Source organism: Shewanella sp. GD04112 (assembly GCF_029835735.1).
In the GTDB taxonomy this organism is placed as follows: Bacteria; Pseudomonadota; Gammaproteobacteria; order Enterobacterales; family Shewanellaceae; genus Shewanella.
Map to the genome: position 1 here is coordinate 1 of NZ_JAOEAL010000001.1, position 19,773 is coordinate 19,773.

General features: G+C 47.0%; 15 protein-coding genes. 7 read left to right on the plus strand and 8 right to left on the minus strand.

Going from position 1 to position 19,773, the window contains the following annotated elements:
* The 4 genes from dnaA to gyrB form a co-directional block, all read left to right on the plus strand.
* Nucleotides 1-1,383: chromosomal replication initiator protein DnaA (gene dnaA / locus N7386_RS00005; protein ID WP_279766682.1), on the plus strand; the 1,383-nt coding region annotated here is incomplete at its 5' end.
* 20 nt (nt 1,384-1,403) lie between these two features.
* On the plus strand, nt 1,404-2,504 hold the full coding sequence (gene dnaN / locus N7386_RS00010) for a DNA polymerase III subunit beta (protein ID WP_011620839.1): 1,101 nt from the start codon (nt 1,404-1,406) through the stop codon (nt 2,502-2,504).
* A gap of 162 nt (nt 2,505-2,666) precedes the next feature.
* Nucleotides 2,667-3,749 (plus strand): DNA replication/repair protein RecF, encoded by a 1,083-nt coding sequence (gene recF / locus N7386_RS00015; protein WP_086903526.1) that lies wholly within the window; start codon nt 2,667-2,669, stop codon nt 3,747-3,749.
* A 16-nt stretch (nt 3,750-3,765) separates the two neighbouring features.
* The gene (gyrB, locus tag N7386_RS00020; protein ID WP_011620841.1) at nt 3,766-6,183 is read left to right on the plus strand and encodes a DNA topoisomerase (ATP-hydrolyzing) subunit B; all 2,418 of its coding nucleotides are present in this window, start codon (nt 3,766-3,768) and stop codon (nt 6,181-6,183) included.
* Nucleotides 6,184-6,249: 66 nt separating this feature from the next.
* Here gyrB and N7386_RS00025 read toward each other — a convergent pair whose 3' ends face one another.
* Nucleotides 6,250-6,906, minus strand: a complete 657-nt coding sequence (locus tag N7386_RS00025; protein ID WP_279766683.1) for a glutathione S-transferase family protein — start codon at nt 6,904-6,906, stop codon at nt 6,250-6,252.
* Between the two features lie 126 nt (nt 6,907-7,032).
* Here N7386_RS00025 and N7386_RS00030 point away from each other — a divergent pair, with 126 nt between their 5' ends.
* Nucleotides 7,033-7,881 carry a LysR family transcriptional regulator gene (locus tag N7386_RS00030; protein ID WP_279766684.1) on the plus strand — a complete coding sequence of 283 codons (849 nt, stop codon included), beginning with the start codon at nt 7,033-7,035 and terminating at the stop codon, nt 7,879-7,881.
* Between the two features lie 158 nt (nt 7,882-8,039).
* Nucleotides 8,040-9,083: an HDOD domain-containing protein gene (locus N7386_RS00035; protein WP_279766685.1), complete on the plus strand. Its 1,044-nt coding sequence runs from the start codon at nt 8,040-8,042 to the stop codon at nt 9,081-9,083.
* A gap of 63 nt (nt 9,084-9,146) precedes the next feature.
* Here N7386_RS00035 and glyS read toward each other — a convergent pair whose 3' ends face one another.
* Both glyS and glyQ read right to left on the minus strand, forming a co-directional pair.
* Nucleotides 9,147-11,213, minus strand: a complete 2,067-nt coding sequence (gene glyS / locus N7386_RS00040; RefSeq protein WP_279766687.1) for a glycine--tRNA ligase subunit beta — start codon at nt 11,211-11,213, stop codon at nt 9,147-9,149.
* Nucleotides 11,214-11,222: 9 nt separating this feature from the next.
* Nucleotides 11,223-12,128: a glycine--tRNA ligase subunit alpha gene (glyQ, locus tag N7386_RS00045; RefSeq protein WP_011070431.1), complete on the minus strand. Its 906-nt coding sequence runs from the start codon at nt 12,126-12,128 to the stop codon at nt 11,223-11,225.
* A gap of 118 nt (nt 12,129-12,246) precedes the next feature.
* Here glyQ and N7386_RS00050 point away from each other — a divergent pair, with 118 nt between their 5' ends.
* Nucleotides 12,247-12,822, plus strand: a complete 576-nt coding sequence (locus N7386_RS00050) for a DNA-3-methyladenine glycosylase I (RefSeq protein WP_279766688.1) — start codon at nt 12,247-12,249, stop codon at nt 12,820-12,822.
* Between the two features lie 85 nt (nt 12,823-12,907).
* Here N7386_RS00050 and N7386_RS00055 read toward each other — a convergent pair whose 3' ends face one another.
* The 5 genes from N7386_RS00055 to fadA all read right to left on the minus strand — a co-directional run bounded on the left by N7386_RS00055 (nt 12,908) and on the right by fadA (nt 19,762).
* On the minus strand, nt 12,908-16,096 hold the full coding sequence (locus N7386_RS00055) for an amidohydrolase family protein (RefSeq protein ID WP_279766689.1): 3,189 nt from the start codon (nt 16,094-16,096) through the stop codon (nt 12,908-12,910).
* A gap of 195 nt (nt 16,097-16,291) precedes the next feature.
* A complete protein-coding gene (locus tag N7386_RS00060; RefSeq protein ID WP_279766690.1) occupies nt 16,292-16,729 on the minus strand; it encodes an MOSC domain-containing protein in 438 nt (145 codons plus the stop codon).
* Between the two features lie 35 nt (nt 16,730-16,764).
* Nucleotides 16,765-17,010, minus strand: coding sequence for a sulfurtransferase TusA (gene tusA / locus N7386_RS00065; RefSeq protein ID WP_011715314.1), 246 nt, complete (start codon nt 17,008-17,010; stop codon nt 16,765-16,767).
* A 152-nt stretch (nt 17,011-17,162) separates the two neighbouring features.
* Nucleotides 17,163-18,374: a diguanylate cyclase gene (locus tag N7386_RS00070; RefSeq protein WP_279766692.1), complete on the minus strand. Its 1,212-nt coding sequence runs from the start codon at nt 18,372-18,374 to the stop codon at nt 17,163-17,165.
* A gap of 224 nt (nt 18,375-18,598) precedes the next feature.
* The gene (gene fadA, locus N7386_RS00075) at nt 18,599-19,762 is read right to left on the minus strand and encodes an acetyl-CoA C-acyltransferase FadA (RefSeq protein ID WP_279766693.1); all 1,164 of its coding nucleotides are present in this window, start codon (nt 19,760-19,762) and stop codon (nt 18,599-18,601) included.
* Nucleotides 19,763-19,773 lie beyond the last annotated feature (11 nt).

A 19,773-nucleotide genomic window follows, 5' to 3' on the forward strand; every position in this document is an offset into this window, starting at 1 on the left:
GTGGCGGTTTCACTTTGGCAACAATGTATCGGAAGACTGCAAGACGAGCTTTCTGCTCAGCAGTTCAGTATGTGGATCAGACCGTTACAAGCCGAAATGGATGGAGATACTTTGGTGCTTTATGCGCCTAACCGCTTCGTGCTCGATTGGGTTAGGGATAAGTACATCAATATCATTAATCAGTTTTTTACTGAGCAAATGGGTAATGATGCACCTAAGTTACGCTTCGATATCGGTAGCCGTCCGTCAGCGAAAAAGCCTGAGCCAGCTCCAGTTGCGGCTGTGCGTGTGCCTAATCCCCAAACTAAAGCTTCAGTAGGGACTTCATTTAATACCACTGAGCCTGTTGCTAACGCTAATCATCGCAGCAATATCAATCCCACTTACCAATTCGACAACTTCGTTGAGGGTAAGTCTAACCAACTCGGTAAAGCGGCCGCTCTGCAGGTTGCTGAAAATCCGGGTGGTGCCTATAACCCGCTGTTCCTTTATGGTGGTACGGGTTTAGGTAAGACCCACTTATTACATGCAGTCGGTAACGGCATCATCAAAAATAATCCCGATGCGAAAGTTGTGTATATGCACTCGGAGCGTTTTGTGCAAGACATGGTGAAAGCGCTACAAAACAATGCGATCGAAGAGTTCAAACGTTACTACCGCAGTGTCGATGCCCTGTTTATCGACGATATTCAATTCTTCGCCAATAAAGACAGATCGCAGGAAGAATTTTTCCATACCTTTAACGCGCTGCTTGAAGGTAATCATCAGATCATCCTGACATCGGATCGTTATCCTAAAGAGATCGACGGGGTAGAGGACAGATTAAAATCTCGCTTTGGTTGGGGCTTAACGGTTGCGATTGAACCGCCAGAGCTTGAAACCCGTGTGGCGATTTTGATGCGTAAAGCCCAGGAGAGCGGTATCAATCTTCCCGACGAAGTTGCCTTCTTTATTGCTAAGCGCTTACGTTCGAACGTTCGCGAGTTAGAAGGGGCGTTAAACCGCGTTATCGCCAACGCTAACTTTACTGGCCGCCCAATTACAATTGATTTTGTGCGTGAAGCCCTGCGTGACCTCTTGGCACTGCAGGAAAAATTAGTCACTATAGACAACATTCAGAAAACCGTAGCTGAATACTACAAAATAAAGATGGCTGATATGTTGTCTAAGCGTCGTTCGCGCAGTGTTGCGCGCCCTAGACAAGTGGCCATGGCGTTATCCAAAGAATTAACTAACCAGAGCTTGCCGGAAATTGGTGATGCCTTTGGTGGTCGAGATCACACCACAGTGTTACATGCCTGTCGTAAGATTGCTCAGCTACGGGAAGAGAGTCACGACATTAAAGAAGATTATGCTAACTTGATTAGAACCTTATCTTCTTAAAATCAAGGAATTTGGACACTATGAAATTTTCAATTGATAGGGATGCCCTATTAAAGCCGCTTCAATTGGTTTGTGGTGCGGTAGAAAGACGCCATAACTTGCCTATTTTGGCAAATCTCCTTGTAGAAGTTAGTGGGCACTCACTCAAAATGACAGGTACCGACCTCGAAGTTGAGTTAGTGGGCCAGGCGGTCATTCATGGTGATATCGAAGAAGGTCGTACTACAGTTCCAGCTAAGAAGCTGTTAGACATAGTTAAATCCTTACCCGAGCAAAGTGAGCTTAAGGTCGAGCAACAAGATAACAAATGGTTGTTACGCTCTGGCCGTAGCCGTTTCTCGCTGGCAACCCTGCCTGCAGAAGAATACCCTAATGTGGAAGCCTTTCAGGCGGAAATCGAATTTACCCTTAAGCAAGGCGTGCTGAAGTCACTGATTGATGCGACTCAGTTTTCGATGGCGAACCAAGACGTTCGTTACTATCTGAATGGTTTATTGCTCGAAACCGAAGGTAATGTGCTGCGTGCCATTGCTACCGACGGTCACCGCTTAGCCCTAAGTCACAGAACTATTGATGCGCAATTACCTGAAAAACAAGTGATTGTGCCCCGTAAAGGTGTGATGGAAATGGCGCGCTTGTTGGAAGCTGATGATTTAGATATCGCAATTGCCATTGGTGATAATGCGATTCGTGCGACCACCAGCACCACAGTTTTTACCAGTAAATTAGTCGATGGTCGTTTCCCCGATTATCGCCGTGTGTTACCTAAGGGCGGTGATAAAATCGTTATCGCCAGCCGTAACCACTTCAAACAAGCCTTAACCCGTGCTTCTATTTTATCGAATGAGAAGTTTCGCGGTGTACGCATTCAGTTAGAAGCGGGATTACTGAAAATCACCGCCAATAACCCAGAGCAGGAAGAAGCGGAAGAAATCATCGATGTGGATTACAACAATCAGCCACTCGAAATTGGTTTTAACGTCAGTTATTTATTGGATGTGCTAAACAACCTTAAGTCCGATGATGTGCGTATCACCTTAATCGATGGTAACTCGAGTGCCTTATTGGAAAACCACCTGGAAGAAGATTCCATGTATGTGGTTATGCCGATGCGCTTATAGTATTCCATTGCCTACTTTGTGCCATACGCCGCTTTTTAGCGGCGTATATGTCTTCAAGCCTTTATCCTTTGTTGCCTTATTTACTCGGATGGATGTGAATTGCGGTATGATGACTGTTCTGAGTATTGGCCTAAGCCGTCGATGCGGTTTGATGAGTAACGCATGAGTCTTATCCGTCTTAATATTGATTCTTTTCGCAATATTCAATTGGCGCAGCTGAGCCCGACTGAAGGGATCAATCTGATTTACGGTCAAAACGGCAGCGGCAAAACCAGCATACTCGAGGCTATTTACTTTCTTGGGATGGGGCGTTCGTTTCGCAGTCATTTATCCCAACGGGTGATCAATAACGAACAGGACAAGTTAACCCTGTTTGCGACCTTAAATTTACCCCGTGGTGACAGTAAAATCGGCTTGCGACGTTTCCGTAGTGGCGAAACCGAAGTCAAAATCGACGGGGAAAAGGTGAAACGGCTATCGACCTTAGCCGAAACTTTACCTATCCAAGTGATCACGCCGGAAAGCTTTTCGCTCCTGTTTGAAGGTCCTAAATCCCGTCGACAGTTTATCGATTGGGGCGCCTTTCATTCCGACCCACAGTTTTATGCGGCATGGGTGAATGTAAGAAGGGTTCTAAAACAACGAAATCAATTGCTTAGAAATAATTCTTCCTATGATCAAATCCAATATTGGGATAGGGAGTTTGTCCGTTACACCGAGCAGGTCACAGAAATACGAAACCGTTATGTAGACTCGTTAAATGAGCTACTTAAGGGTATAATCGGGGAGTTTTTACCGCAGGTAGATGTTAAGGTTTCATTTACCCGCGGCTGGGATAGCAAAACGGATTTTGCACAACTTCTCGAATCCCAATATCCCAGAGATTTGGCTACGGGTCATACCGTCAGCGGTCCCCATAAAGCTGACCTAAGACTTCGTGTAGGTAGTTTACCGGCGCAGGATGCCCTGTCCCGTGGTCAATTGAAATTATTAGTCTGTGCACTGCGTATTGCACAGGGAAAGTTGCTCAAACAACAAATAGATAAACACAGTATTTATCTTGTGGATGATCTTCCATCCGAGTTGGATGCACAGCATAGGCAGCTATTGCTTAAGCAGCTAGTGGACACAGGTGCGCAAGTGTTTGTCACTGCCATTGAGCCTGCAGCAATAGTCGATTCGTTACACACGCCTCCCAGTAGGATGTTCCATGTGGAACAGGGACGTGTAACGGTAATTGAATAACCATTGAGAGAATAATATGTCAGAGAATAGTTACGATTCTTCGAGTATTAAGGTCCTTAAGGGCCTTGATGCAGTACGTAAGAGACCTGGGATGTATATTGGTGACACCGACGACGGTACGGGTCTACATCATATGGTGTTCGAAGTAGTCGATAACTCTATCGATGAAGCCTTAGCCGGCCATTGTACTGATATCACTATTACTATCCATGTGGATGGCTCGGTCTCCGTTCGCGACGACGGCCGTGGTATTCCTGTGGCGATTCACCCGGAAGAAGGCGTGTCTGCCGCCGAGGTGATCATGACGGTACTGCACGCGGGCGGTAAGTTCGACGATAACTCTTATAAAGTGTCAGGTGGTCTGCACGGTGTGGGTGTGTCGGTAGTTAACGCGCTGTCTAAAAAGCTGCAGTTAACCATTCGCCGCGAAGGAAAAGTACACGAGCAGTTTTATACCCACGGTGTACCTGACGAGCCAATCAAAGTGATCGGCGATGCGACTAAAACCGGTACCGAAATCCGTTTCTGGCCAAGTGAAGAAACCTTCAGCGATGTTGAGTTCCACTTCGAGATTCTGGCCAAGCGCGTGCGCGAACTGTCATTCCTCAACTCAGGCGTGGGTATCCGCTTAGTCGACGAGCGTGACAATAAGAATGAATTCTTTAAATATGAAGGTGGTATCAGCGCATTCGTTGATTACCTGAACCGTAATAAAACGCCAGTAAACAAAGACGTATTCCACTTTATGCAAGAACGTGAAGATGGCATTACCGTTGAAGTGGCGATGCAGTGGAACGATGGTTATCAAGAAAGCATTTTCTGTTTTACCAACAACATTCCACAACGCGATGGTGGTACTCACTTAGCGGGTTTCCGTAGTGCGTTGACACGTAACCTTAACAACTACATGGAAAACGAAGGCTATAACAAGAAAGGCAAAACTAACGCGACAGGCGATGACGCCCGCGAAGGTTTAACGGCCGTGATTTCAGTTAAAGTGCCTGATCCTAAGTTCAGCTCGCAAACTAAAGACAAGTTAGTCTCTAGCGAAGTGAAAGCCGCGGTTGAACAAACCATGGGTGAAAAGCTAAACGACTATCTGCTGGAAAACCCTGCCGATGCTAAGTTAATCGTCGGTAAGATTGTCGATGCGGCCCGTGCCCGTGAAGCGGCGCGTAAAGCCCGTGAAATGACCCGTCGTAAAGGTGCACTCGACTTAGGTGGTTTGCCAGGTAAGCTGGCGGATTGCCAGGAGAAAGACCCTGGTCTTTCAGAAATCTACATAGTGGAAGGGGACTCTGCTGGCGGTAGCGCTAAGCAGGGACGTAACCGTAAGAACCAAGCGATTCTGCCACTGAAAGGTAAAATCTTAAACGTTGAGAAAGCGCGCTTTGATAAAATGCTTTCTTCTCAAGAGGTTGCCACGCTAATTACCGCTCTCGGCTGTGGTATTGGTCGTGACGAATACAACCCGGATAAGACGCGTTACCACAACATCATCATCATGACGGATGCTGACGTCGACGGCTCGCACATTCGTACCTTGCTGTTGACCTTCTTCTTCCGCCAAATGCCTGAACTGATTGAACGTGGTTATGTGTATATTGCTCAGCCGCCTTTATTCAAAGTGAAGAAAGGTAAGCAAGAACAATATCTGAAAGACGAAGCGGCACTGACTCAGTATCTGACCACTCAAGCGTTAGATGGTACTAGCATTTACCCATCTCAAGGTGCGCCTGGCATGTCGGGTGAGCCATTAGAGCGTTTAGTGACTCAGTACCGTGAAGTGGAAGCGATTGTGGCCCGTTTAGAGCAACGTTACCCAACGCAGATCACCAACCGCATGCTTTATCATCCAATGATCAACAACGAGATGTTGGCGGATGAAGGTAAGATGAAGGAGTGGATCGACGCCTTTATCCATGAGCTGGTGGAATTAGAAAACAGCGGTGTGTTGTATTCTGGTGAGCCTGTACTCGATCCTGAGCGTAAAGTGTATCTGCCGAAGATCACTATCCGTAAACACGGTATCGATACACACTACCTGTTCAGCTACGACTTCTTCCAATCAACTGATTACCAACGCATTGGTAAGTTAGGTGCGGCGCTCGAAGGTCTGATTGAAGTCGGTGGTTATGTACAACGTGGCGACCGTGTGAAGGAAGTGGGTAGCTTCATTGAAGCGTTAGATTGGACCATCGGCGAAGCCAAGCGTGGCCTCTACATCCAACGCTATAAAGGATTGGGTGAGATGAACCCTGAGCAATTGTGGGAAACCACGATGGATCCTGAATCTCGCCGTATGCTGCAAGTGACGATTGATGATGCCGTTGGTGCAGATCAGCTATTTACTTGTTTGATGGGCGACCAAGTTGAACCACGCCGTGACTTTATCGAAGCCAACGCGCTGAACGTGGCTAACTTAGACGTTTAACGATCTATATCGTTAGCGATTGATAAAAAGGGAAAGCTAAGCTTTCCCTTTTTGTTTGGTTGAAAACTACCTATCAACACCAGCTTCGTCGATGTCCACTATTTCAGTCTCGGCTTTGGCGGCTTGTATCCAGGCCTGCATTTCCGGCTGGCTCACAATAAATTCCATATAGGCTCGACTCGCTTGGGAGACTTCAATCTCATAGGTGAAGAAGCGCATCACAACCGGCGCAAACATCATATCGGCTATCGACCACTTGCCAAATAACCAAGTGCCTTGGGCGGTGGCAAACTCTGCCATTTGCTGTGACCAGATGCTGTCGATGCGGGTAATATCCTGCAACACGGCAGGGCTTAATTCGACATAACGATGGGCACGGATATTCATCGGCAGGGCATTTCGCAGGGCATGAAAGCCTGAATGCATTTCACAGGCGAAGGAGCGAGCCTTGGCCTTATGTTTCGGATCTTGTGGCCAGGCTGTGCCTGAAAGATAAGTATCGTTGATATATTCGCAAATCGACAATGAATCCCAAACCGTGATATTTCCATCGATGAGTGTTGGAACTTTTAGGGTAGGCGAAATGGATTTGAGCCGCTGATAAAAGCTATCGGTATCGAGTTGTAGTAGGATTTCATCGAACTGAATACCTGATTTTGCTGCCATTAACCAAGCACGGAGCGACCAACTAGAGTAGTTTTTATTACCAATGTAGAGTTCCATTTTCACCTTCCTGTTTGGGGTTGTGCTTATCAATATAGGCGCTTGTACTTTGCATGACTAACGAATAGATTTGATGTCATCTATCAGCAAAATGAATAGATAGGCTGACATCAGATAGGAAATATTATGGAAATAGAAGCGCTGCGCAGCTTTGTGGCTTTTGTCGATACCGGGAGTTTTACCCGTGCGGCAATGCAAACCTATAAGACTCAATCTGCCGTCAGTATGCAAATGAAGCGCTTAGAGCAAGAGTTGGGAAAAACGCTCTTTGTAAAAGAGGGGCGAAACTTAGTCTTATCTACCGAAGGCCAACGTTTTGGTTTGTACGCTAAGCAATTACTGCAATTGCATGATGAGACTGTCACAACCATTAAGCAGACCCAAGTCGGCACACAATTGCATTTGGGCTGTCCAGATGACTATGCCGAATCCGTGTTGCCGCGGATAGTGGCGTTGTTACATGGTCACATTAAGCAACTCGATCTTCAAATTACCTGCGCCTCGAGCCAAAAGCTGCGGATCATGCTGGATTCTGGGCAGCTCGATGCGGCGATAGTGACTCGTTTGCCCGAGTCCGATGAAGGCTACTTATTACAAACCTCAAAAGGTGTTTGGGTGAGCGCGAGTGGTTCGAACTTGAGTGATGCCGATCCCTTACCTATAGCGCTATTCCAAAAGGACTGTAAATTCCATATCGCGGCGTTAGATGGATTGATGAAGCAAGATAGGCATTATCAGTTGTTAGCCTGTAGCAGCAGTGCTGCGGCTCTTAAAGCGATAGTGGCTAAGAATTTGGCTATTAGTGCCATGGCCGAATGCAGTGTATCGGCACCACTGAATATTATTGATTCTGGAACACTTCCACCCTTGCCTGTGGTCGCCGTCGCACTGGTTATTTCCGCGAAAGCTTATTCTCCAATCAACGCGGAATTGGCCAAACAAATTGCACGGGCCTATCAAGGCTACTTGGAATAAGGTTTCACGTGAAACATTCGATTTGATAATGCAGCCTTAAGTCTAGGGATATATAGTAAAGCTGCGCGTAATACATGATGTGACCACTAGTATATGAACTACAATGGACTGATAATTATGCAGGGTCAGTTAACTCAGCTCTTATAGGTTGGAACGTCTTGATTAAGTCCATATTTAATAAAATGTTTAATATCCGCGAAGAGACAACACTGGAGCGACCTAAAAGCTTTAGTCAAACCGATCTCAGTAAATCGTTGGACAAAGTTTCAGCCCCTAAACGCCAAGAAGAACCCGTTGATACCGTGGTGAGTATCGACCTTGCGGCGCTGTTTTACAGCTTGTTGTTTCCCGCCAGAACCAAAGATGCTGGTGGCGTTGCCAATAACCTTGAACGGCGTGTTATGGCTGAAATAGAACTCGCCTTAGCATCGCCACAAGTGATAGCCGAAAAGGTGCTTAAGCTTCCCTCTAAGGTTTTGGAGTTAGACCGTAAATTAGCTGAGCCACAGTTTGATACTAAGGACTTGTTGGCGTTAATCGAGAAAGATCCCTTACTGAGCGTCGAAGTGCTTAAGCTGTGTAACTCACCAGCCTTTAAGCGTGGTGATCGAGAGGTCACAAGCCTGCAGCAGGCTTTAGTGCAGCTCGGCCGTGAACAGTTACGCCGCTTTGTGACGAGCTGCCTAGTGCGTGAGATGCTCGATATTAAACCCATTTATTTTCGTCGCTTTGGTGCCGAAATTTGGCGTCATTCGATGCAGGTGGCCTTTTTAACCAGCGAACTGAGTGAAGAAGATAGAGACACTGCATTCCTATTAGGATTACTGCATGATGTAGGTAAGCTCGCCATCTTTAAAATGTTACTTGATGCCTTTGTGCAAGCAGAACCAGGGGAGCAGCCAAACTCTTGGTTATTCCGACAAGTGATGACGGCCAAATCTCTCACCTTAAGTGCTTTGTTAGCAAAGCATTGGCAATTGCCAAGTACCTTTGAAACCGAGCTGGATAAATTAGCCCATGTCCATACTCGGCCGAATGAGGGAATTGCCACAGTGGTTTGGCGCGCTAATATCATCAGTGAGATTTCGATGCTGCAGCAAGCGGGTAAATTGCCTGCTGACATGCTGAGCAACTTGTTAGCCTTGGTTGGACTCGAGCCCGCTCAATTCGAAGCGTTGCACGAAAAACTTCAGCAGTTTTAATATATTGCAGCTAATAAAAAACGCGCTATATGCGCGTTTTTTATTAAGACTCTAACGTGCGATTTACTGAAGCAGAGAAATATCCGCTACATGTAAGAACTGTTCACGTAGGTTATTTAGCAGTGCTAAACGGTTGTTTTTCAATGCTTCGTCATCCGCCATAACCATCACGTCCTCGAAGAACTGGTCAACACTCTCACGTAAGCTCGCCAGCAGTGTTAATGCCTGTTGGTAATCAGCATTAGCGAACAGCGGAGCGAGTTGAGGCTGCAGTTCGGCAAGCTTAGCGGCTAATGCTTGTTCTGCGGCTTCGGCTAACAGAGCTGAGTTAATCGCAGTGGGTAATTCGCCTTCCACTTTCGCCAGAATGTTAGACACACGCTTATTCGCCGCTGCCAGAGCGCTAGAGGCTTCTAAGCTTCTGAAGTGTGATACCGCATTGATACGGCTATCAAAATCAGCAGGGCGAGTTGGGCGACGTGCTAATACGGCGAGGATCACGTCAACCTCGATACCTTTATCTTGGTACCAAGCACGGAAACGCGCCATTAAGAACTCAAGCACTTCATCGCTTGCATTCGCGTTGCTTAAGTTAGTGCCATGAAGTTCTTGAGCCTTAGCAATCAGGGTCACTAAGTCTAGTGGCAGCTTGTTCTCAACGATAATGCGTAACACACCGATAGCGGCGCGGCGCAGTGCGAATGGGTCGGCAGCGCCCTTAGGTGCCTGACCAATACCGAAGATACCGACTAAGGTGTCGAGTTTATCCGCTAAAGCTACCGCGCAAGATACTGCTGCCGTCGGAACTGTATCGCCAGAGAATTTGGGCTTGTATTGCTCTTCCATGGCTAAGGCAACGGCTTCAGTTTCACCGTCTAGGCGGGCGTAATGCATACCCATAGTGCCTTGAGTATCGGTAAACTCCATCACCATATTGGTCATTAAGTCTGTTTTAGACAATAAACCAGCACGGGCAGCATCAACGGCGTTAGCGCCAGTTTGCTCGGCAATAAAGGCGGCTAGGGCAGAGATACGAGTGACTTTGTCTTTTAAAGTACCTAGTTGTTGTTGGAACAAGACAGTCTCAAGACTCGGTAAACGTGATTCCAGCGTGTGTTTTTTGTCGGTATTGAAGAAGAACTCGGCATCGGCCAAGCGTGGACGAACCACTTTCTCGTTACCAGCAATGATTTGCGCCGGATCTTTTGATTCGATGTTCGCGACAAAAATAAAGTTTGGCAGTAACTTACCTGCATCATCGAATACTGGGAAGTATTTCTGATCGCCCTTCATCGTATAAACCAAGGCTTCTGAAGGTACGTTTAAGAACTTCTCTTCAAAGCTTGCGGTTAACACGACTGGCCATTCAACTAAAGAGGTGACTTCTTCTAGCAGGTCATCTTCGATATCGGCGGTGCCACCAATCTTAGCGGCCGCTTTTTCGGCATCGGCTTTGATTAAGGCTTTACGGCTTTCGTAGTCGGCGATGACTTTACCTTTTTCTTTCAGTAGCGTCAGGTAGTTGTCTGCATGGTCAAGCTCGAAGCCTGTCCCCATAAAGCGATGGCCACGAACATTGCGTGCCGATTTAATGCCGAGCAATTCACCTTCGATTAACTCACTGCCTAACAGCATAGTGGCGGTGTGAACAGGGCGAATGAATTGTGTCTTGCTGCTTCCCCAGCGCATTGGCTTAGGAATCGGTAACTTATCCAGCGCACGTTGCGCCATCGCAGCGATTAAGCTCTTGGTTTCAACGCCTTCGACTTTGGCGTTATAAACCAGCCATTCGCCTTTGTCGGTCACCAAACGTTCAGCTTGGTCAACGGTAATACCGTTACCACGTGCCCAGCCTTCTGCGGCTTTCGTTGGTTTACCTTCACCGTCGAATGCTGAGCTGACAGCGGGGCCGCGTTTTTCAACGATTTTGTCCGCTTGAGCAAGCGCTAGTTCTGTCACATTAATGGCGAGACGACGGGGTGCTGCATACCAAACAGCTGATTTAAAAGCTAAATCGGCTTTGGTTAATTCTTCGGTAAAGTTCGCTAAGAAAGACTCAGCCAGTTTACGCAGCGCCTTTGGCGGCAGTTCTTCAGTGCCTAACTCGATGAGTAAGTTTTCAAAATTCATGTGCTACCTCTACTTACACATTGGGAAGCCAAGCGCTTCGCGTGCCTGATAATAGGATTCAGCAACGGCTTTAGCCATGGTACGAACGCGCAGGATATAACGCTGACGTTCAGTCACTGAAATGGCGTGGCGTGCATCGAGCAAGTTGAAGGCGTGCGAGGCTTTCATCACTTGCTCATAGGCGGGTAGAGGTAATGGCTTTTCAAGCGACAATAAGTGCTGACACATCTTTTCGCATTGATCGAACAGGGCAAACATAAAGTCGACGTCTGCGTGCTCAAAGTTATAGGTCGATTGCTCAACTTCGTTTTGGTGGAACACATCGCCGTAGGTGATGCGACCCATGGGGCCATCGGTCCATACTAGGTCGTAAACACTATCCACACCTTGGATATACATGGCGAGACGCTCTAAACCGTAGGTGATTTCACCGGTGACAGGGCTACACTCTAAGCCGCCGACCTGTTGGAAGTAAGTAAACTGAGTCACTTCCATGCCGTTTAACCAGACTTCCCAACCCAGACCCCAAGCGCCTAATGTTGGTGATTCCCAGTTGTCTTCCACAAAACGGATATCATGGATTTGTGTATCAATACCAAGGGCTTGCAGAGAACCTAAATAGAGTTCTTGGATATTATCCGGTGACGGTTTTAACACGACTTGGAATTGGTAGTAGTGCTGCAGACGGTTTGGGTTTTCACCGTAACGGCCGTCGGTAGGGCGGCGCGATGGCTGCACATAGGCACTGCTCATTGGCTCAGGCCCTAAAGAGCGTAGGAAAGTTTGTGGGTGGAATGTACCCGCACCGACTTCCATATCTAAAGGTTGAACGATTGCACAGCCTTGCTGCGCCCAATATTCCTGCAGGGTTAGAATGAAACCCTGAAATGTTTTTACGTCGTGTTTCGTCGTCATGTCTACTTGTCTACTGCCGTCAGCTTTAATAGAAAATGGTTTCGATTATACCTTGTAGATCTCTGCTTATGTAGGTTATTTTTTACCTTCTTCGTTAAAACGTTAAGGTAGATATGCCATGGAAGAAATCCGCTGTAATTGGGTCAGCGATGATCCCTTGTATCGTGAGTACCACGATAAGGTGTGGGGACGCCCTGTTTATGATTCGAAGGAGTTATTTGCCAAGCTCTGTTTAGATGGCCAACAAGCTGGGTTGTCTTGGATTACTATCTTAAAGAAACAACAAAATTACGAACAAGCCTTTGCGGATTTTGAGCCGGCAGTGATTGCAACTTTCGACGACGCTAAGGTAGAGGAGTTGATGAACAATCCTGGTATTGTTCGTAATCGCCTTAAGATCCATTCGATTATTCGTAATGCAAAAGGTTACTTAGCCTACACTGCGGATGGCAAAGATTTTTCTGAATTTCTGTGGAGCTTTGTTGGTGGTAAGCCTTTGGTGAATCAATTTACCTCCATGTCGCAAGTGCCTGCGCAAACACCTGAATCAGAGGCAATGTCTAAGGCATTAAAAAAGCTTGGCTTTAACTTTGTTGGTCCGACGATTTGTTATGCTTTTATGCAGGCGGTGGGGATGGTGAACGATCATCTAGTTGATTGCATTGCCTATGATGCTTGCTGTGGCGGCAAATAAGTCATACATCTAATTGAGCTTAAATCCAAAATAAAAAGGCATGTTCCACGTGGAACATGCCTTTTGTTATTTTACTTTGTTGAGATTAGATTTTCTCGAAGAAGAAAGGCTTACGCTGTTGTTTGTTACCATTCAGCTGGTTCATCGACTCAGCATCAAACAACTTACCATTGACCATAGTATAAGTGACTTTATCTGTGACTCGAATATCCGCTAATGGGTCGCCATCAATAACGATTAAGTCTGCAAGCTTACCGGTTTTAATTGAGCCAAGTTGATGCTCTAGCCCGAAGGTGGTGGCAGGATTGATAGTCGCAGTTTTCAGCACATCCATATTGCTCATTCCACCTTGGGCGAACATCCACATTTCCCAATGTGCGGCTAAACCCTCACGCTGACCGTGGGCGCCAATGTTTGGATGTATGCCTAATTTATTAAACTCATTAGCGACTTTAGCAACATTGAAGTGGTTGTAGTGACTGTCGGGGGCATGGGGGCGACGCATTGAGCGAGCCTGCAAAATATCGCTTGGAACATACATAGACAAACGTGGATGTGCCCACACATCGGTCTTATCGTACCAATAGTTTTCACCCGAAATACCGCCGTAGGCGACTACTAAGGTTGGGGTGTAACCGACCTTAGTTTGGCTCCAGAACTGTTTAATATCGTTATAAATACTCGCCACGGGTAACGAGTGCTCTACGGTTGTATGACCATCGGCAACCATAGTCAGGTTATGTTGTAGCAAGCTGCCACCCTCTGGCACAACCATCATTTCGAGTTCGCGAGCGGCGGCGATAACCTGTTGCCTTTGATTACGACGCGGTTGGTTGTAGCTCTTAACGCTAAAGGCACCGACTTTTTTGAGTCGCTCTAAGTGAAATTTTGCATCATCGAGTGAGTCGATATGCGAGGTGTAGCCGGGAGCATTTGCGCCATAAAGAATTGTTCCAGTGGAGAAAATCCGTGGACCAACGATGTGACCAGCCTTTTGCTGTTCCGAGGCTGCAAAAATCTCAGTGGTATCATTCGATGGATCATGGATGGTTGTCACGCCTAGGGATAATCCAGAGTAGAGTGCCCAGTTTTGTTGTGGCACGATTTCATCATCGGCCTGGGCACCATGGGCATGAGCATCAAACAAGCCAGGCATAATGGATTTGCCGCTAATATCGATAACTTGTGCATCCTTTGGAATCGCTGTATTTGCATCGCCAACGGCAACAATATGATTGTCTTTGACTATGACCACACCCTTATTGATGACTTGGTCATTTTCCATGGTGATCACTTTGCCGCCGACAAAGGCGACTGTTCCACGTGGAACATCGGCCTTTTCGGTAAAGCCTAAGTTGATAATACTTGGCTTGGCTTGCTCGTCCCTTTTGAGATACTGGGAATCCACATTGGCTTGGTACAGTTCTGGGCCAAGAGTCCAATAGAGTTGGTTACTTTTGCTATTCCAACTGATGCTTTCGCCGGCTCGCACACTTAATTGAGTAACAGGAAGATTGCTAGCGTTAGGGCCGATTTCAACGGTTTCACCATGTTTAGCGAAGGGGGTAACCCAAACTTTAAAACGTTCGGCAAATGCCAGTTGTTCGCCGTCGGGTGATACTCTAAATTCGGTTGCATGCTTACTGCTGTAGTGAACGCGTTTATCAAACCCATCTAGGTTAATTGAGGCAAGCTGTGGTGTGTCGTTATCACCTGTGTTCATAAAGAAAATGCGATCGGCCGAAGCGCCGAATTGTGCTTGATAACCCTCAGCGCTAATTTTCTTATTTTGTTTGGTTTTTAAATCGACCTTGTACAGGCCGGGTTCCTGCGACCAAGTACGAGGTGTAAGGTGTCCACCTTGGGTTTTGCGATACACTACCAACTCACCATTGGGTGAGAAGGTGGGCTCAACATATTTGCCTGGCTCAGTGGTAAGTTGTTTCGCTTTACCACCTTTTGCACTGATCACTTGTACAGAGCCTTGGTCTTGGTCATTCCAAGTTGTGAAGACAATATTTTTGCCATCACGCGACCACTGGGGATAGAGCTCTTCAATGTCGTTACCTAACTCGGTTAAGCGTGACATCTTGCCGTCGGGAAGTGTCTTCAACCAGATTTTACCCAATGCTTCGAAGGTGACCTTGCTGCCATCCGGTGAAACTTGTGCCATTCGCAGCATCTTTACGTCGAATACATCCTTATCAATATCTTGTTTAAAGCGTACTGAAGGCTGCACATCTAACTGGGTTTTTACGCTGAAGGGAATGTTGGTGACCGTTTTATTGGCAACATTCAGGCGATTGATTTTGCCCTTAGCCCAGAAGAAGATGTCTTTGTTGTCTGGAGTCCATGCCATCGTCGGGTAAACACCATGGATTGCCCAAGTCTCTTGCATATCGCGGTCCAAATCGCTGTAGAGTTTTGTCGTTTCGCCGGATTTCAAATCGAGCAAATACAAAGAGGATTGGAAATCATCTCGCTTGATGTACGCCAGTTTGGTGCCGTCAGGGCTCGGTGTTGGACGAATGGCGCCACCGGTTCCTTCGATCAAGATTTCAATATCACCCGTTTGGGTATCGTAACGCTTGATTTTATAGATGCCGTTTACTGAGTCTTTGGAATAATGGAAGGTTTTTCCCGGTGTGTCATCTTGGCTGAAGTAAATGTAACGGCCATCGGGTGAATAGGCTGGCTCACCTAAATCCTTTTCATCGTTAGGACGTTCGGTGAGTTTAACACCTTCACCACCTGCGACATGGTAGAGCCAGACTTCACCAGCGCCTAAGCTCCGACTGGCGGTAAAATGCTTACGACCAACTAAATATTGCGAATCAGGACTCCATGCGGGACTGTTAAGTAAACGAAAAGTCTCTGTCGTGACTGTGCGTGGATTGCTGCCGTCGGCATCCATAATCCAAATATTGTCGCCACCATCCGCATCTGAGGTGAAGGCAATATGCTTACCATCCGGGCTATACACGGGCTGCATTTGCCAGGCGATGCCTTGGGCTAATGGTTTGGCTTCGCCACCCGTGACTGGGATTTGATAAATATCACCCAGTAAATCAAACACTAAATGTTTACCATCCGGGCTGACACTGATGTTCATCCAAGTGCCTTCGGTTACATCTATGGTCACTTTTTCTAGTGGGGCATTGGCTGGCGCATTGACGTTCCAACTGGCTTTTGGGGCGTCTGTTGCCTGTACTGTATGGGAACTAAGGCCAAGCATCAGGGCGATATAAAGCGGTGTCAGCTTAGGTTTCAACATGTTATGTCCTGTTATCGTTATTCTAGGGCTTTGCTGTTATCGGATTAGATAAACTTTTGTTAATGCTGCGCTAAGTTATCGCACAAATACCCAGTAAGGAAAACGGAAATACTGTTTCAATTAATGACCGAGGGGAGAAGCTGAGGCGGGGCAAACTGTGGGAGAGTAATGTGGCTTACTCTCCACGAAGTATGATTAGTCTAATGTAACGGCATCGCCGATGTGGATCATGGCGTCATTGATGACACGGCAGGTGACGCCGCCGCGCCAATCGGGAGTAAGCGCGGATTCCAAGCCAGCATGAGCCTGTTCCATCTTCTTGCAGGGATCGGTTTCACCAGTCACTTCGAGGCAGAGATCACCAATGCGGAGCAGCTTGCCAACATCCGCTGCCCCAAAACTATATCCATCGACCAATAGGTTTGCTCGGCGAGTCGTCCAAGGTAAATTTGCATCTATGCTCTGACAAGCTATTTGCCACTGCTGCAGCGACAGTACCGTGACTTGCCGTTTACCCGGGCGACCAAATACATCTTTTTCGACGCCGCTGTGCTGAGTGACATTCGCGCACAGCACTTCGTTCATTGGCCCGCTTTTAACCGTTTTGTAGGCGATAGCAACTAGTTTCGGCATGTTTGATGTCCTTATCCTGATGTCGATGTAGAGACTTAGAGTCCCTTTTTAATCAAATATTGATAGGGTGTTTGGCTGGTTTCACTGGCGACCAGTGTGTGGTCCATAAACTCACAAAAGCTGGGAATATCACGTGTAGTCGCAGGATCATCTGCGATGATTAACAAGGTTTCACCTTGTGCCATTTGTCTTACCGTCTTTCGCACCATCATTACCGGCTCTGGGCAGCGTAAACCAAGAGCATCCAGTTTGTGTTGTGCGGTTGAGAAAACGTCGTTCATATGACCTCTACTGAACGGTTAAACAGAATTGGCTAATGTTACTCCAGTGGTTTGGATAAACCAAGTTGATGGGTTGAATTTGTGATGGGGCTAGGCATTGCTCTTGCCGATTTATTTACCGCTAGCAGAATGTTTCACGTGGAACATTTCTATTACTCGGCAACTTTGTTTATTCCCTGAGGTTGTTGAATGCTATGCACTATGATTGGCGTAATTGCTGCTTGGGGTGTTCCCACTTGAGAAGCGGACTGAGGCATATCGGATTTTATATCATTTGCCGCCATCGACACTGAGCCTTGCTGCTGCAACTTGGCAGCACGTTTATAGCTATACATTTTTTGATCCGCTTTATGGATCAAGGTATTGGCATCATCATAATCATAGGGGCCTGTATCAACAATACCGTAACTGAGGGAGATGTTGTTTAGGTGCAGTTTAATGTTTTGATTAAAGCGCTCGATAAAGTTGTCTCTGGCTTGGTCTTCTCGACAATTGGGCATGATGATGCAGAATTCATCACCACCATATCGAAAACTATGGTCCTCTACGCGGGTGCTTTCTTTGATGGCCTGCGCGACGGCGCAAAGCACTTCATCTCCAGAGCGGTGGCCTTGGGTATCATTAAAGGATTTAAAGTCATCAACATCTAAGTAGATTACGCTAACCGGCTCGGCTCGTCTCTGCGCTGCTCTTAAAATCCGAGTGCCAATTTCTTGTAGATGTCGCACATTTAATAGCCCCGTTAACGGGTCGGTTTGAGATAATTCTTCGAGCTGTTGTGTGCGTTCTTTGACTTTGCTTTCCATGCTCTGTGCGTAACGTTCAGCCTTGTCTTTAGCGTTCTCAATTTCAGATACTAGGCTTCGAATATAGGTATCGAAAACGAGGGTGACGTCGAAGAGAACAAGTTTATCTATGGCGACTCGAATGCGTTCATTTTGCAAGTCATCAGCAACCGAGTTATTTATCTCGGCATAAATCAACTCTTTTAGTGTATGAACGGCAGAGAGGTAGAGTTTAGGTTCAACGCCGATACGCTTGTGTACTAAGCCAATCCGCAGGCGGTTGTTAACGTACTCTAAATCGTACACTCCATTAAACAGGTCGAGCACATAGCGTCTCTGGGCGGTACGTAAACGAGCGAGGGTATCGGAGTCACCGATCAGCAGAGCAATCTCGGACACACTGGTTTGTAGACCGTAAAAGTCATCAACGATTTTGTCTATGTTCTCTTCAATCACAGGTTTGAAGGATTGCAGTGCTCTGACATCGGCTAAGGTAAAAGAGAACAAGGACTTGCGAAAATCAATCTCAAGCTCAGTGATCCGCATTTGTTCGAAAAGCGTTTGTTCCGTTTGCAGCATTGAACATCCCTCTCGTAGCCTAAAGAATGAAACGCATCCATGCTTCTTAGCAGTGTCATAATGACGGTCAAATGCGGAGAAGTGCATTAAGGATATTTATCAAGTTAAGTCGAAAACTGCCTGATTTTCAAATTGAAGCTGAGCAGAAAGGAAGATAATTAAGGCGCTATCGCAAATAAAAAAGCCGGAACTGAGTCCGGCTTCGAAGGAAGAATCGTTAAGGATTAAACGCGTTCGAAAACGGTCGCAATACCTTGGCCTAAACCGATACACATAGTCGCTAAACCTAAGGTCGCATCTTTGTGTTCCATCAGGTTGATCAACGTTGTCGAAATACGTGCACCAGAGCAACCCAGTGGATGGCCAAGTGCGATAGCGCCACCATTGAGGTTGATCTTGTCTTCTACCACATCGAGCAGACCTAGGTCTTTAACGCAGGGTAGAGACTGAGCTGCGAACGCTTCGTTCAGTTCGATAACATCCAAATCATTGACTGTAATGCCTGCGCGAGCCAGTGCTTTTTGAGTTGCAGGTACTGGACCGTAACCCATGATTGCCGCGTCACAACCTGCAACCGCCATTGAGCGAATACGGGCACGGATTGGTAGACCTAGAGCGCGTGCTTTAGATTCTTCCATCACTAACATTGCCGAAGCACCGTCAGATAATGCTGAAGAGGTACCCGCAGTAACAGTACCGTTTGCAGGGTCGAAGACTGGGCGCAGCGCCGCTAATGATTCCATTGAGGTTTCTGGGCGAATCACTTCATCGTGCAGCACTTTAATCAGTGCGCCGTTAGCATCATGGCCTTCGATGCCATAGATTTCCTTGGCAAAGCGGCCTTCAACAGTAGCAGCGTGAGCGCGTTGGTGTGAACGCACTGCAAAGGCATCTTGTTGCTCGCGGCTGATGCCGTGAAGCTTACCTAGCATCTCTGCGGTTAAGCCCATCATGCCAGACGCTTTGGCGACGTTATTGGCTAAACCTGGGTGGAAGTCCACACCATGGTTCATGGGCACGTGGCCCATATGTTCAACACCACCGATGATAAAGGTGTCGCCCATGCCAGTCATAATGGCGCGAGCGGCTTGGTGGATGGCTTCCATTGAAGAACCACATAGGCGGTTGACTGTCACTGCGCCAGCTGTTTTCGGGATACCAGCCAGCAATGATGCGTTACGGGCAATGTTGAAGCCTTGTTCTAGGGTTTGCTGCACGCAGCCCCAAATAACGTCTTCAATAGTATTGGGATCTAATTGCGGGTTACGCAGTAATAGACCTTTCATTAATTCGGCAGAGAGTGTTTCTGCACGTACATTACGGAACACCCCAGCCTTAGAACGGCCCATAGGAGTACGAATGCAATCTACGATAACAGCTTGTTTCATAATTAAATTCC

Bases quoted from the DNA above. Each gene is read 5' to 3' on its own strand.
- N7386_RS00060 (WP_279766690.1), bottom strand. From the start codon at position 16,729: ATGCCGAAACTAGTTGCTATCGCCTACAAAACGGTTAAAAGCGGGCCA.
- glyQ (WP_011070431.1), bottom strand. From the start codon at position 12,128: ATGACGACGAAACACGACGTAAAAACATTTCAGGGTTTCATTCTAACC.
- N7386_RS00025 (WP_279766683.1), bottom strand. From the start codon at position 6,906: ATGGAACTCTACATTGGTAATAAAAACTACTCTAGTTGGTCGCTCCGT.
- gyrB (WP_011620841.1), top strand. From the start codon at position 3,766: ATGTCAGAGAATAGTTACGATTCTTCGAGTATTAAGGTCCTTAAGGGC.
- N7386_RS00055 (WP_279766689.1), bottom strand. From the start codon at position 16,096: ATGTTGAAACCTAAGCTGACACCGCTTTATATCGCCCTGATGCTTGGC.
- glyS (WP_279766687.1), bottom strand. From the start codon at position 11,213: ATGAATTTTGAAAACTTACTCATCGAGTTAGGCACTGAAGAACTGCCG.
- fadA (WP_279766693.1), bottom strand. From the start codon at position 19,762: ATGAAACAAGCTGTTATCGTAGATTGCATTCGTACTCCTATGGGCCGT.
- N7386_RS00030 (WP_279766684.1), top strand. From the start codon at position 7,033: ATGGAAATAGAAGCGCTGCGCAGCTTTGTGGCTTTTGTCGATACCGGG.
- tusA (WP_011715314.1), bottom strand. From the start codon at position 17,010: ATGAACGACGTTTTCTCAACCGCACAACACAAACTGGATGCTCTTGGT.
- N7386_RS00050 (WP_279766688.1), top strand. From the start codon at position 12,247: ATGGAAGAAATCCGCTGTAATTGGGTCAGCGATGATCCCTTGTATCGT.
- N7386_RS00070 (WP_279766692.1), bottom strand. From the start codon at position 18,374: ATGCTGCAAACGGAACAAACGCTTTTCGAACAAATGCGGATCACTGAG.
- dnaN (WP_011620839.1), top strand. From the start codon at position 1,404: ATGAAATTTTCAATTGATAGGGATGCCCTATTAAAGCCGCTTCAATTG.
- recF (WP_086903526.1), top strand. From the start codon at position 2,667: ATGAGTCTTATCCGTCTTAATATTGATTCTTTTCGCAATATTCAATTG.